This is a genomic window from Achromobacter sp. FW305-C-28, from assembly GCF_058783235.1.
The window spans coordinates 128,991-142,751 of sequence record NZ_JBYSYL010000013.1; the positions used below are offsets into that span (position 1 = coordinate 128,991).

The following is a 13,761-nucleotide window of genomic DNA, read 5'->3' on the forward strand; positions in this document are numbered from 1 at the left end:
GCACCGTTGGCGGCGCGATCCGCGACTTTCCGCTTCGGGCATTGCCCGGCCGGCTACGCCAGCGGCTTGAGCGCCCAGGTCACGACCAGCCACAAGGCCGCGAGCACCGCGGCGCCGACAAACACCGCCCCCGCGCCCGAATGCGAGGCCACCCAGCCGCCCAGCGCACCGCCCGTGAACAGGCCGGCGGCCTGGGCCGTGTTGTAGAACCCCAGCGCCAATCCCTTATAAGCTTGTGGCGCCACCCGCGACACCAGCGACGGCTGCAAGGCTTCGAGCACATTGAACGCCACGAAAAAGCCGGTCAAGGCCACCGCCAGTGTGTAGAAACCGTGGCTGGCTGCCGGCAGCAGTGCGCACACCAGCACCAGCCCGGCCACCGCGCCCCGCAAGGCGCCACGGTGCGCCCGGCGCTTTTCGGCCACGAACACCACCGGCACCATCAGCACGAACGACACCAGGATGACCGGCAGGTAGACCTTCCAGAGTTCGCGCGCGTCCAGGCCGCCCACCTTGGCCAGCAGCGCCGGCACCACCACGAACAGCGACACCTGGATCAGGTGCAGCACGAAGACGCCGAAATTGAGCCGCAGCAGGTCGCGGTGGGTCAGTACCTGGCGCGGGCTGGCCGCCTGCAAGCTGCGGGCCTGCGTGCGCGGCACCACCGGCACGACCCAGCGCGCCACGCCCAGGCAGATCACGCCCAGACAGGCAATGGTCCAGAACAGGCCCGACAGGCCCCACCAGCCCACCAGCACCGGCGACAGCACCAACGACACCGCGAACGACAGGCCGATCGATCCGCCCACCATGGCCATGGCCCGGGTCCGTACCTCGTCGCGGGTGGCGTCAGCCAGCCAGGCCGTCACGGCAGCCGAGATCGCGCCGGCGCCTTGAATGGCACGGCCGATGGTGATCCAGAACACGTCGGTCGCCTGGGCACAGACAATGCTGCCCGCCACGAACAGCAGCAGGCCGAAGATCACCACGGGCCGGCGGCCCCAGCGGTCGGACGCCAGGCCGAACGGAATTTGCATGAACGCCTGGGTCAGGCCATACATGCCCAGCGCCAGGCCCACGCGCGCCGGGTCGTCGCCCCCGGGCAAGCCCCGGGCGGCAACGGCGAAAACGGGCAACAGCAGGAACAACCCCAGCATCCGAGCGGCGAACAGGCCGGCCAGCGCCACGCTGGCGCGGCGCTCGGAAGGGGTCAATTTCAGTTTGGTATCTGCCGGCATGCGGAAATCTAGACGATGACGAGGGCCGGCCGCGCTGACGGATGTCATGCGCTTACGGTCTGATCCTGGGCGCCGGGTCCGCATCAAGCCATCTTGGCGAACGCCCCCGTACGGGGGAGGACTCGGCGCGCTATAGTACCAAGTTGGCCTTTGCAACCGCTTAAAAGAGCCCGATAGACGTGACCATACGCATTCGGGGTGCTCGCACCCACAATCTCAAGAACGTCTCGCTGGATCTGCCGCGCCACAAGCTGGTGGTGGTGACGGGCCTGTCCGGCTCGGGCAAGTCCTCGCTGGCGTTCGACACGCTCTACGCGGAAGGGCAGCGGCGCTACGTCGAAAGCCTTTCCGCCTATGCGCGCCAGTTCCTGCAGCTGATGGACAAGCCCGACGTGGACCTGATCGAAGGCCTGTCGCCGGCGATCTCCATCGAGCAGAAGGCCGCGGGGCACAATCCGCGCTCTACGGTGGGTACCATCACCGAGATCCACGACTACCTGCGCCTGCTGTATGCGCGGGTCGGCACGCCCTACTGCCCGGATCACGGCCTGCCATTGCAGGCCCAGAGCGTCAGCCAGATGGTGGACGCGGTGCTGTCCTGGCCGGCCGAGACCCGACTGGCGGTGCTGGCCCCCATCGCGCGCGGCAAGAAAGGCAGCTTCGAAGACGAATGCGCCAGCCTGCAGGCGCAAGGCTATGTGCGCCTGCGCGTGGACGGCCAGATGGTCGAGATCGACGGCATGGCGCCGCTCAAGAAAACCGAGAAGCACGACATCGATGTCGTGATCGACCGGCTGCGCATCAAGCCCGAAAGCAAGCAGCGCCTGGCCGAAAGCTTCGAAACCGCCCTGCAGCTGGCCGATGGCCGCGCGCTGGCGCTGGACATGGACAGCACCCGCGAACAGGTCTTCTCCAGCCGTTACGCCTGCCCCGTCTGCAGCCACAGCCTGCCGGAACTGGAACCACGCCTGTTCAGTTTCAACAACCCGATGGGTGCCTGCCCCAGCTGTGACGGCATCGGCCAGGTCGGGTTCTTCGACCCCAAGCGCGTGGTCGCCTTCCCCGAACTCAGCCTGGCGGCCGGCGCCATTCGCGGCTGGGACCGCCGCAACGCCTTTACCCATTCGCTGCTGACCAGCCTGGCCGCGCACTACGAATTCGATATCGAAGCGCCCTTCGAAGATCTGCCCGAGGCGCTGCGCGACAAGGTGCTGTATGGCTCCGGCGAAGAAGAAATCTCGTTCCTCTACCTGAACGAAAAGGGCCGCAGCACCGTCAAGCGCCACACCTTCGAAGGCGTGATCCCCAACCTGGAACGCCGCTGGCGCGAAACCGATTCGGCCACCGTGCGCGAAGAGCTCGGCAAGTACCGCAACATCAAGACCTGCCCCGATTGCGGCGGTTCGCGGCTGCGGCCCGAGGCCCGCAATGTGCTGATCGGCCACGATCCGCGCGGCGGCGAACGCCACGGCCAGGCCATCTACGAAGTCGAAGCCATGCCGCTGTCGACCTGCCTGGCGTGGTTCCGCGACCTGACGCTGACCGGCGCCAAGCAAGAGATCGCCCAGCGCATCGTGCGCGAGATCGAGGCGCGCCTGAGCTTCCTGAACAACGTCGGCCTGAACTACCTGTCGCTGGACCGCAGCGCCGACACCATTTCCGGCGGCGAGGCGCAGCGCATCCGCCTGGCCAGCCAGATCGGCTCGGGCCTGACCGGCGTCATGTACGTGCTGGACGAACCCTCCATCGGCCTGCACCAGCGCGACAACGACCGCCTGATCGGCACCCTGCAGCACCTGCGCGACCTGGGCAACAGCGTCATCGTGGTCGAACACGACGAAGACATGATCCGCATGGCCGACTGGGTCGTCGACATGGGACCCGGCGCGGGCGAACACGGCGGCGAAGTCGTGGCGCAAGGCGATCCCGACACCGTGCAACGTGATCCCAATTCGCTCACGGGCCAATACCTGAGCGGCAAGCGCGCCATCGCCATTCCGCAGCGCCGCCCGGTCACCGACGACCTGCCCTGGCTGACGCTCACCGGCGCCAGCGGCAACAACCTGAAGACCGTGGACTTGCGCCTGCCCGCGGGCCGGCTGATCTGCGTGACCGGCGTGTCAGGGTCGGGCAAGTCGACCCTGGTCAACGACACGCTGGCCGTGGCGGTGTCGCGCGCGCTGCATCATGCGCAAAGCGAACCCGCGCCTTATGTGTCGATGCAGGGGCTGGAGAACTTCGACAAGATCATCAGCGTCGACCAAAGCCCCATCGGCCGCACGCCGCGCAGCAACCCTGCCACCTACACCGGCCTGTTCACGCCGATCCGCGAATTGTTCGCGGGCGTGCCCGAGGCGCGCACGCGCGGCTACGATCCCGGCCGCTTCAGCTTCAACGTCAAGGGCGGACGCTGCGAAGCCTGCCAGGGCGATGGCGTGGTCAAAGTGGAAATGCACTTTCTGCCTGACATGTACGTGCCCTGCGACGTCTGCCACGGCAAGCGCTACAACCGCGAAACGCTCGAAATCCGCTACCGCGGCCGCAACATCAGCGAAGTGCTGGACCTGACCGTCGAGCAGGCGCTGGAATACTTCGAATCGGTGCCGGCCATTGCACGAAAACTGCATACGCTGATCGACGTGGGCCTGTCGTATATCCGGCTGGGCCAAAGCGCCACCACGCTGTCCGGCGGCGAAGCGCAGCGCGTCAAGCTGTCCCAGGAGCTGTCGCGGCGCAGCACCGGCCGCACGCTCTACATCCTGGATGAACCCACCACCGGCCTGCATTTCCGCGACATCGAACTGCTGCTGCAGGTGCTGAACCAGCTGGTGGACAGCGGCAACACCGTACTGATCATCGAACACAACCTGGACGTCATCAAGACGGCGGACTGGCTGGTCGACATGGGCCCCGAAGGCGGCGACGGCGGCGGCCGCGTGGTGGCGCAAGGCACCCCCGAAGACGTCGCCGACGCCCCGGGCAGCCATACGGGACACTATCTGGGCAAACTGCTGCGCCGCACGCCCGGCGGTTGACGGGCGCAGCGCCACAAAGGGGAAACGGCATGTACACCTTGATCATCGGCAACAAGAACTATTCGTCGTGGTCCTTGCGCCCCTGGCTCGCCCTGCGCGCCACCGGTGTCGCCTTCACCGAGCAAAAACTGGGCTTGTTCACAGAGGACTTTGCCCGCAGCCTGGGCCCGCTGACCCCGGCCGGCCTGGTGCCGGTACTGCTGGAGGGCGAATTCGCCGTGTGGGATTCGCTGGCCATCTGCGAATACGTGGCCGAACAACACCCCGAGGCCCGCCTGTGGCCACAGGATGCCCGCGCCCGTGGGCGCGCCCGCTCGCTGGCCGCTCAGATGCACAGCGGCTTTGGCGCACTGCGCCAGGCCCTGCCCATGAACATCGAAGCCCACCTGCCCGGCATCGATATCCCCGAAGCCGCACGGCAGGACATCTCGCGCATACATGCCATCTGGCAAGACACGCGCGCCGAATTCGGCCAGGGCGGTCCGTTCCTGTTCGGTGCGTTCTCGATCGCCGACGCGTTCTTTGCGCCGATCGTGTCGCGTTTCACCACCTATGGCATCGCCGCGGCGGGCCCGGTGCGCGACTACATGGATGCGGTGCTGGCGCTGCCGGCCATGCAGGAATGGATGCGCGATGCACGCGCCGAGGCCACCTTCGTCGAAGCCGACGAACCCTACCGCAAACATCGCTGAAACCGTGGCAGCAACGGTTTGCCACCGTGGCAAACCGCCGGCCGCCAGGGCCTAAGCCATGTCGAACAGGCGCTTGTGCTCGCGGATGGCGTAGCGGTCGGTCATGCCGGCGATGTAGTCCGCAATGGCACGGGCCTGCTCGTTGAAGGCCGCCCGGCGATAGTCCGGCGGCAGCAGCCGCGGGTCATCCAGGAAGGCCGCGAACAATTCGCGCACGATGCGCCGCGCCTTGGTGGTCATGCGCAGCACCCGATAGTGCCGGTACAGGTTGTCGAACAGGAATTTCTTCAGCTCGTCGGCTTCGCGGCGAATCACGTCCGAGAATCCGGCCAGCGGCGGCGCACGCCGTACGTCGTCGGCGCTGGCCGGCGCCACATCGCGTATGCGTGCCAGCGACGTCTGCGTCAGATCGGTGATCAGCGTATTGATCATGCGGCGGATGGTCTCGGCCACCGCCCGGCGCGACGCCAGGCCCGGATAGCGATCCAGCACCTGGGCATGATGCCGCTGGAAAATCGAGACGTCCTGCAATTGTTCGAGCGTGATGAGGCCCGAGCGCAGGCCGTCGTCGATATCGTGGTTGTTGTAGGCCACTTCGTCAGCCAGGTTGGCCAACTGCGCCTCGAGCGAGGGCTGGGTGCGCGACAGGAAGCGTTCGCCCACGGCGCCCAGCTGCCGCGCATGCGCCGCCGAGCAATGCTTGAGTATGCCCTCGCGCGTTTCAAAGCAGAGGTTCAAACCATTGAAGTCGGCGTAGCGCTCTTCAAGCTCGTCCACCACGCGCAGGCTCTGCAGGTTGTGCTCGAAACCGCCGGCCTCGGGCGCCAACTCGCGCATGCAGGCATTGAGCTCGTCCTGGCCCGCATGGCCAAAGGGCGTGTGGCCCAGGTCATGCGCCAGCGAAATGGCTTCGGTCAGGTCTTCGGACAGCCCCAGGCTGCGCGCCAGCGTGCGCGCGATCTGCGCCACTTCCAGGCTGTGCGTCAGCCGGGTGCGGAACAGGTCGCCTTCGTGGTTCACGAAGACCTGGGTCTTGTATTCCAGCCGCCGAAAGGCGCTTGAATGCACGATGCGGTCGCGGTCGCGCTGGAATTCACTGCGGTTTTCCGGCGGCGGCTCGGCATAGGTCCGGCCGCGCGATCGGGACGGGTCGGATGCATAGGAAGCCAGTTCTTTCATCTGCGACACCGTCACTCCTGTCGTTACTCGGTGGTTCGGGCCAGTACGGCGCGCACGGCCTCTGCCGGCGCCGCCCGCATCATGGCATCGCCGATGCGGGTCATGAGCACATAGCGGATTTCACCGCCCTCGGTCTTTTTATCGACCTGCATCAGGTCCAGCCAACGTTCGGCGCCCAGGTCGGGCGCCACCGTGGGGCAGCCGATGGCCGCGACCAGGTCGCGCACGCGCGCCACATCCGCACGCGGAAAACCCGCCACGTCGGCCGACAGCTCGGCAGCCTGCACCATGCCACAGCCCACGGCCTCGCCGTGCAGCCAGGCGCCGTAGCCCAGGCCGGCCTCGATGGCGTGGCCAAAGGTATGGCCCAGGTTCAGGATCGCGCGCAGACCAGATTCACGTTCGTCCTTGCCCACCACCTGCGCCTTCAGCTCGCAAGAGCGGCGGATGGCGTAGGCGATGGCCTGGGGGTCCAGGCTGCGCAGCTTGGGCGCGTTTTCCTCGCACCAGGTCCAGAAACCCGGATCCAGGATCAGGCCGTACTTGATGACTTCCGCCAGGCCCGCCGAAATCTCGCGCGCCGGCAGGGTGTTGAGCACGTCGGTGTCGATTTCCACCGCCAGCGGCTGGTAGAAGGCGCCGATCATGTTCTTGCCCAGCGGGTGGTTCACGGCCGTCTTGCCGCCCACCGACGAATCGACCTGGGCCAGCAGTGTCGTGGGCACCTGCACGAAGCGTACGCCGCGCATGTACACCGCAGCGGCAAACCCGGTCATGTCACCGATCACGCCGCCGCCCAGCGCCACCAGCACGCAGCGCCGGTCCAGCCGGTGCGTCAACAGGGCGTCGAAGATCAGGTTCAGCGACTGCCAGTCTTTATAGGACTCGCCGTCGGGCAGCTCGATGCGCAGCACCCGCTTGCCGGTACGCGCCAGGGCGGCCTCGGCGCGTTCGCCGTACAACGCGGCCACCGTGGGGTTGGTGACCACGGCGATGGCGGTGGCGTCGGCGGGAATGCTCTGGTCCAGGGCGTCCAGGCGGCCCGGTGCGATGCGGATCGGGTACTGGCCGCCCGGGGTGTCGACCTCAACAACGTTCATATCTGCTTCTCGAAGGCTTGTAATTGCGGCAGCAGCGCCTTGACCAGGGTGTGGATGGGCATCGAGCCCGTTTCCACCACCAGGTCGGCCACTTCTTTATAGAGGGGTTCGCGCAGGGTCATCAGGTCGCGCAGGGTACCGCGGGGATCGGCGGTGGCCAGCAGGGGACGGTTGCGGTCGCGGCAAGTCCGGCGGAACAATTCGTCCACGCTGGCCCTCAAATAGACCACGATGCCCCGTTGGCGCAGCCGCAGGCGGTTTTCGGCCGCCAGGATGGCGCCGCCGCCCGTGGCAAGAATTATGTTGCGCCGTTGGGTACACTCTTCCAAAGCGGCGGCCTCCCGGCGACGGAAACCGGCCTCGCCCTCGATTTCGAAGATTACCGGCACCCGTACGCCGCAACGCGCCTCGAGCTCATGATCCAGATCGACAAACTCGCGCCCCAGGGCGCGCGCCAGACCGCGGCCAATGGTCGTCTTGCCCGCCCCCATCATCCCCACCAGGAAGACGGGCAGGTCATGCGGCAACGACACGGTCTTGCCTGCGCATTCCGAGGCGCAAGGCAAGTTTTCGGGCGCCTCGCCGGAGGGCGCCAGGTCCGGGTCAGACTCCGGACATGAGTGAGCGGAAAAGTTCATGACGGCATTATCACATCTGCCGCCAAGTTGCCCGCGCACCACACTGAACTATCTTGTTACAGAAACCGATCCGCCTCGCTAAGGCGGGACCGGAGATACCCGTAAAATCGCCGCGATGAGCAAGCCCCAGAATTCCTCCAAAAAAGACAAGCCCGCCAAGAGCGGTTCCCCGATATTGCGATTTTTCGTCAAGACCGGCATTTTCTGTGCCGGCCTGTTCCTGTGCGGCGTCCTGCTGGCAGGGATGGCCCTGGCGCTGGCGTGGCCCAACCTGCCCGACCTGAACGCCATGACGGACTACCGCCCGCGGGTGCCGCTGCGCGTCTATACGGCCGACAAGGTGCTCATCGGCGAGTTCGGCGAAGAACGCCGCAACGTGCTGCGCTTCAACGAAATCCCGGACGTCATGAAGTCCGCGGTGCTGGCCGCCGAAGACGACCGCTTCTATCAACACGGCGGCATCGACTGGACGGGCGTGGTGCGCGCAGGCCTGACCAACCTGATCAACATGTCCAAGACGCAGGGCGCCAGCACGATCACCATGCAGGTGGCGCGCAACTTCTACCTGTCGTCCGAAAAGACCTACTCGCGCAAGTTCTACGAGCTGCTGCTGACGTTCAAGATCGAATCCGAGCTCACCAAGGACCAGATCCTTGAGCTCTACATGAACCAGATCTACCTGGGGCACCGCGCCTACGGCTTTGCCGCCGCCTCGCGCACCTACTTCGGCAAGCCGTTGTCGGAAGTGACCCCGGCCGAAGCCGCCATGCTGGCCGGCATCCCCAAGGCCCCTTCGCGCTTCAACCCGATTTCCAACCGCCCCCGCGCCGAACTGCGCCAGCGCTACGTGCTGGGCCGCATGCAGTCGCTGGGCTACCTGACCGAGCCTGAATACAAGCAGGCGATGGCGCAGCAGATCGTCATGAAGTCGGCGGAAGGCACGCCTGCGGGCGGCTATGCCATCCACGGCGAATACGTGGCCGAACTGGCCCGCCAGCTGCTGTTTAATGTCTACCAGGACAACGTCTACTCGCGCGGCATCAACATCTACACCACGGTCCAGTCCAAGGACCAGGAAGCCGCCTACCGCGCCGTGCGCGAAGGCGTGCTGGAATACACCCGCCGCGCGCCCTACCCCGGCCCCGAAGAGCAGCTCGACCTGCCCCCCGGCACCGAGAACAACCCGCAGGCGCTGGACGAATTCCTGGATGGCGTGTTCGACAAGTTCAGCGACAGCGGCGACCTGCTGACCGCGCTGGTGCTGTCGGCCAGCCCCACCGAGGTCAAGCTGGCCCGCAGCTCGCGCGAAGTCATCACCGTCACCGACAAGAAGGTGCTGGGCGTGGTGGCCCGTGCGCTCAACGACAAGGCCAAGCCCGAACAACGCATCAAGCGCGGTTCCGTCGTCTACATCCGCAAGCTGGGCGACAACTGGGAAATCATCAACCTGCCGTCGGTGCAGGCCGCGTTCGTGGCCCTGTCGCCGCAGGATGGCGCCATCCGCGCCATGGTCGGCGGTTTCGACTTCTACCGCGGCAATTTCAACCGCGTGACGCAGGCCTGGCGCCAGCCGGGCTCGAACATCAAGCCGTTCATCTACGCCGCCTCGCTCGAACGCGGCCTGACCCCGGCCACGCAGATTTCCGACCAGCCGTTCGAACTGACCGCCGCGCAAACGGGCTCCAAGGCCTGGAACCCGAAGAACTACGGCAACCAGTACGAACCCATGCTGACGCTGCGCCAGGGCCTGTACAAGTCCAAGAACATGGTCTCGATCCGCATCCTGCAGGCAATCGGCCCGCAGTACGCCCAGGACTACCTGACCCGCTTCGGCTTCGACAAGGCCCGCCAGCCCGCCGTGCTGCCGCTGGCGCTGGGCGCCGGTTCCGTGACCCCGCTGCAATTGGCCGGCGCGTTCTCGGTGTTCGCCAACGGCGGCTACCGCATCACGCCCTACCTGATTGACCGCGTCACCGACAGCAACGGCAAGATCGTGATGCAGTCCAAGCCCGTCGTGGCCGGCGACGCCGCCGCCCGCGCCATCGATCCGCGCACTGCCTGGATCATGGACGACGTGCTGCGCGGCGTGGCCACCTTCGGCACCGCCGCCCGTGCCCGCGTGCTGCTCAAGCGCAACGACATCGCCGGCAAGACCGGTACCACCAACGAATCCGTGGACGCCTGGTTCTCGGGCTATACCCCGTCTCTCGTCGCGACCGCCTGGCTGGGCTTTGACCAGCCCAAGTCGCTCGGTTCGCGCGAAACCGGCGGCGGCGTGGCCATGCCGATCTGGGTCGACTACATGCAGGACGTGCTCAAGGGCGTGCCGGAAGAAAAGCCGCGCCCCCGCCCGGACGGCATCATCGTCGAGAACGGCGAATACTATTTCTCGGAATTTCCGCCCGGACAAGCCGTTGCACGCCTGGGCCTGCCCCAGGCCGACACGCTGGGCGAGTTCCTGAACGGCCTGAACAACGACAGCGGCGCCGACAACCGCATCAAGGTCGGGCCGGGCGTGGGCACGCAGAACGCGCAGCCCTGGTCGCAAAAGATTCCGTTCTGACGCGGAATGAAAAAAAGGCCGGTTCCTGGGAACCGGCCTTTTCTATTGAACGCTACAGGCGGATCGTGACGGGCACACCCGCCGCCGCGGAACAGATCTGGGACAGGGCGTCCGGCAATTTCGGTCCGCCTCGGGTATCGTTCCAGTTCTGGCCGTCGTAGCGGTAATGGAAGCCGCCGCTGCGCGCGGCCACCCACAGTTCCTGCATGGCGGCCTGGCTGTTCACCACCACGTGGGTATTGTCTTCGAACACCATGGTCAGCACATTGCCGCTGCGGCTGGTTTCGACGTCGACGTCGAGCGAAGCCGCCCAGTCATCGGCCTGGCTTTCGATGCTTTCCAGCACCTGGTCGATCAACGCAAGAAATTCGGTTTCGGTCATAATCGAGCCTGCAAGAATTACGGAGTTCCCAGTGTTCCAATTGGCATTCAGCCGCATGTCTCTTCGCATTGTAGCCACGCTTGTGGCGACCGGCATGGTTGCGGCCTGCGGGTACAAGGGTCCTTTGTACATGCCGACGCCCGATGGCAAGCCGCCTCAGCGTACCCAGCAGCGGCAGCAGACGCCCCAGGTTCCCCAGATTCCGGCGGCTCCCTCGCTGCCATGACCGCCGCGTTCCCAGTTCCGCCCGAACTGGCCGGGCACCCCTACTTCCAGTACCGCAATAACGTGCTGTACGCCGAAGACGTGCCGCTGGACCATCTGGCCAAAAAACTGGGAACCCCCCTCTACGTCTACTCCCGCGCCGCCCTCAAGGGCGCCTGGGACACCTACCGCAGCGCCATCGGCCAGCGCCCCGTGCTGGTCTGCTACGGCATGAAGGCCAATTCCAACCTGGCCATCCTGAAAGAATTCGTCCGGCTGGGCGCGGGTTTCGACATCGTCTCCGGTGGCGAACTCAAGCGGGCCCTGGCCGTCGGCGCCGATCCCTCCAAGATCGTGTTCTCGGGCGTGGGCAAGCAGGTCTGGGAAATGCGCGCGGCCCTGGCGGCCGGCGTGTTCTGCTTCAACGTCGAATCCGAGGCCGAACTTCAGCGTCTGTCCGACGTTGCGCAGGAAATGGGCCTGCGCGCCAGGGTGTCACTACGCGTCAACCCGGATGTCGATGCCCAGACCCATCCCTACATCTCCACCGGTCTGAAAGAAAACAAGTTCGGCATCCCCATCGATTCCGCGCTGGACGCCTACCGCAGCGCCCGCCTGCTGCCGGGCCTGGAGATCACCGGCCTGGACTGCCACATCGGGTCGCAGCTGACCGACATCAGTCCCTATTTAGATGCCCTGGAAAAGCTGCTCGATCTGGTCGAGCAACTGGACGCCATCGGCATCCCGCTGTCGCACCTGGATCTGGGCGGCGGACTGGGTATCCGCTACGCAGACGAAACGCCCCCCTCGCCCAAGACGCTGCTGGACCCGGTGTTCCAGCGCCTGCAGGCGCGCGGCCAAGGTCACCTGCACGTGGTGCTGGAACCGGGCCGCTCGCTGGTCGGCAATGCCGGCGTGCTGTTGACCACGGTGCAGTACCTCAAGCACAACGAGGCGCGCAACTTCGCCATCGTCGATGCCGCCATGAACGACCTGCTGCGACCCGCCCTGTACGAGGCCTGGCACGGACTGCGCCCCTTGCGGCCACGCGGCGGCGATGCCACCGAATACGACATCGTCGGCCCGGTCTGCGAAAGCGCCGATTGGCTGGCCAGGCAGCGCGTGCTGGCACTGGAACAAGGCGACGTGCTGGCGCTGGAATCGGCTGGCGCTTACGGCATGACCATGGCCGGCAACTACAACACGCGCCCGCGCGCGGCCGAGGTCATGGTCGACGGCGCCCACTACCACGTGGTGCGCCAACGCGAGACACTGGACGATCTGCTGCGGGGCGAGTCGACATTGCCCTGACCTGCGCGCCGCCGGAACATGAAAAAGGCCCCAGTCGGGGCCTTTTTCATGGGACGTCCTGGCGTCAGAGCTGGCCGTACGAATGCAGGCCCGACAGGAACATGTTCACACCCAGGAAGGCGAAGCCCGTGATCAACAGGCCCGTCAGCGCCCAATAAGCCGCCATGGTGCCGCGCAGGCCCTTGATCAGGCGCATGTGCAGCCAGGCCGCGTAGTTCAGCCAGACGATCAGCGCCCAGGTTTCCTTGGGGTCCCACTGCCAGTACGCACCCCAGGCATCGGCCGCCCACAGCGCACCCAGGATGGTGGCCACCGTGAAGAAGGCGAAACCGATGGCGATGGCGCGATACATGATGTCGTCCAGCACCTCCAGCGGCGGCAACGCCGCGGCGATATGGCGCCGGCCCAGCAGGATTGCGCCGACGATCACGGCGCCAATGCCGAAATACAGCATCCAGGTCGCCGACAGGCCGTCGGTGCGGAACACCATCGGTTCGGCGCACAGCAGCACGCCCAGCACGAACAGCGGCGCCAGTTTCAACCACGACGTGGTCTGCCCATGCTGCTTGACCAGGTAGGCAAAGCCGACCATGGCCGCCAGCGAGAACGTGCCGTAGCCGATGAAATTGGCGGGCACGTGCAGCTTCATCCACCAGCTCTTGAGCGCCGGCACCAGCGGCTGGATCTGCCCCGCGTCGCGCGTGAACGAATACCAGAGCAGGAACACGACGGCCGAGGTCACCACCAGCAACACGAAGCCGCCCAGCGCGCGCGTCTTGTATTTGCGCTCGTAGTAGAGGTAGAACAGCGCGGTGATCAGCGAGAACAGCACGAACACTTCGTACAGGTTGCTGACCGGAATGTGGCCCAGGTCCGGCCCCATCAGGTGGCCTTCGCGCCAGCGCACCAGCAGGCCCGTGACACCCGCGAACACCGCGCCCCAGGTCAAGGCCGTGCCCAGCCAGGCGGCCGTCGGGCTGACCACGCCGATCCAGTAGCAGACCATGGCCAGCGCAAACAGCGCGCTCATCCAGAGAATGGCCGACTGCGACGAGAACAGGTACTTCAGGAAGAACACCTGCTCGGCCCGCGCCAGATCGTTGCCGTAAAGCATGAGAGCCAGGCCGGCCGCGATCGCACAGGCGACCATCAGGCGGCGCAAGGGGCGCCACAGCCAGCCCAGCCAGGCCAGCGCAGGCACCGTGCCGCACAGGATGATCTTCTCGTAGTAGTCCATGGCGCTGGCGTAGCGGGTCAGCGCAAAGCCCGCCCCCACTGCCAGCAACAGGAAGAAGACGACGTCGGTCCAGTCGGGTTTACCGCGTTGCGCGCGGTTGTCGCCGGTCTCGGACAGGCTTTCATCCCAGGGGCTGCCTGGCGAGGCGGCATGCACAGGCATGTCGGGCGTGGGGGAATGCG

11 protein-coding genes are annotated in these 13,761 nt (G+C 66.1%); 5 read left to right on the forward strand and 6 right to left on the reverse strand.

Features of this window, described 5'->3' with window-relative positions; genetic code table 11:
• Positions 1–53: 53 nt before the first annotated feature.
• Complete coding sequence (locus AC3WMR_RS25990) at positions 54–1,238, reverse strand: MFS transporter (RefSeq protein WP_492266003.1); 1,185 nt, start codon at positions 1,236–1,238, stop codon at positions 54–56.
• A gap of 179 nt (positions 1,239–1,417) precedes the next feature.
• Between AC3WMR_RS25990 and uvrA the strand changes: the two genes are divergently transcribed.
• Both uvrA and AC3WMR_RS26000 read left to right on the forward strand, forming a co-directional pair.
• On the forward strand, positions 1,418–4,273 hold the full coding sequence (gene uvrA / locus AC3WMR_RS25995) for an excinuclease ABC subunit UvrA (RefSeq protein ID WP_492266002.1): 2,856 nt from the start codon (positions 1,418–1,420) through the stop codon (positions 4,271–4,273).
• 29 nt (positions 4,274–4,302) lie between these two features.
• On the forward strand, positions 4,303–4,965 hold the full coding sequence (locus AC3WMR_RS26000; protein WP_492266001.1) for a glutathione S-transferase family protein: 663 nt from the start codon (positions 4,303–4,305) through the stop codon (positions 4,963–4,965).
• Between the two features lie 51 nt (positions 4,966–5,016).
• Here the strand turns inward: AC3WMR_RS26000 and AC3WMR_RS26005 are convergent, their stop codons facing one another.
• Genes AC3WMR_RS26005 through AC3WMR_RS26015 form a run of 3 tightly spaced genes read right to left on the reverse strand, consistent with a single transcriptional unit; the run spans position 5,017 to position 7,882 of the window.
• Positions 5,017–6,144, reverse strand: coding sequence for a deoxyguanosinetriphosphate triphosphohydrolase (locus AC3WMR_RS26005; protein WP_025136310.1), 1,128 nt, complete (start codon positions 6,142–6,144; stop codon positions 5,017–5,019).
• 23 nt (positions 6,145–6,167) lie between these two features.
• A complete protein-coding gene (gene aroB, locus AC3WMR_RS26010; protein ID WP_492266000.1) occupies positions 6,168–7,244 on the reverse strand; it encodes a 3-dehydroquinate synthase in 1,077 nt (358 codons plus the stop codon).
• Positions 7,241–7,882, reverse strand: a complete 642-nt coding sequence (locus AC3WMR_RS26015) for a shikimate kinase (protein ID WP_492266100.1) — start codon at positions 7,880–7,882, stop codon at positions 7,241–7,243. Before AC3WMR_RS26015 ends, aroB begins: the two co-directional genes overlap by 4 nt.
• 115 nt (positions 7,883–7,997) lie before the next feature.
• On the opposite strand from AC3WMR_RS26015, the gene AC3WMR_RS26020 reads away from it, so the two are divergent.
• Positions 7,998–10,445: a penicillin-binding protein 1A gene (locus tag AC3WMR_RS26020; RefSeq protein ID WP_025136313.1), complete on the forward strand. Its 2,448-nt coding sequence runs from the start codon at positions 7,998–8,000 to the stop codon at positions 10,443–10,445.
• A gap of 52 nt (positions 10,446–10,497) precedes the next feature.
• On the opposite strand, the gene cyaY is transcribed toward AC3WMR_RS26020, so the two are convergent.
• Positions 10,498–10,827, reverse strand: coding sequence for an iron donor protein CyaY (gene cyaY / locus AC3WMR_RS26025; protein ID WP_025136314.1), 330 nt, complete (start codon positions 10,825–10,827; stop codon positions 10,498–10,500).
• 94 nt (positions 10,828–10,921) lie between these two features.
• Between cyaY and lptM the strand changes: the two genes are divergently transcribed.
• Both lptM and lysA read left to right on the forward strand, forming a co-directional pair.
• Positions 10,922–11,053: an LPS translocon maturation chaperone LptM gene (gene lptM / locus AC3WMR_RS26030; RefSeq protein ID WP_246288635.1), complete on the forward strand. Its 132-nt coding sequence runs from the start codon at positions 10,922–10,924 to the stop codon at positions 11,051–11,053.
• Positions 11,050–12,342: a diaminopimelate decarboxylase gene (lysA, locus tag AC3WMR_RS26035; RefSeq protein WP_492265998.1), complete on the forward strand. Its 1,293-nt coding sequence runs from the start codon at positions 11,050–11,052 to the stop codon at positions 12,340–12,342. Before lptM ends, lysA begins: the two co-directional genes overlap by 4 nt.
• Before the next feature lie 64 nt (positions 12,343–12,406).
• Here lysA and ccsB read toward each other — a convergent pair whose 3' ends face one another.
• A complete protein-coding gene (ccsB, locus tag AC3WMR_RS26040) occupies positions 12,407–13,741 on the reverse strand; it encodes a c-type cytochrome biogenesis protein CcsB (protein ID WP_492266099.1) in 1,335 nt (444 codons plus the stop codon).
• Between the last annotated feature and the right edge of the window lie 20 nt (positions 13,742–13,761).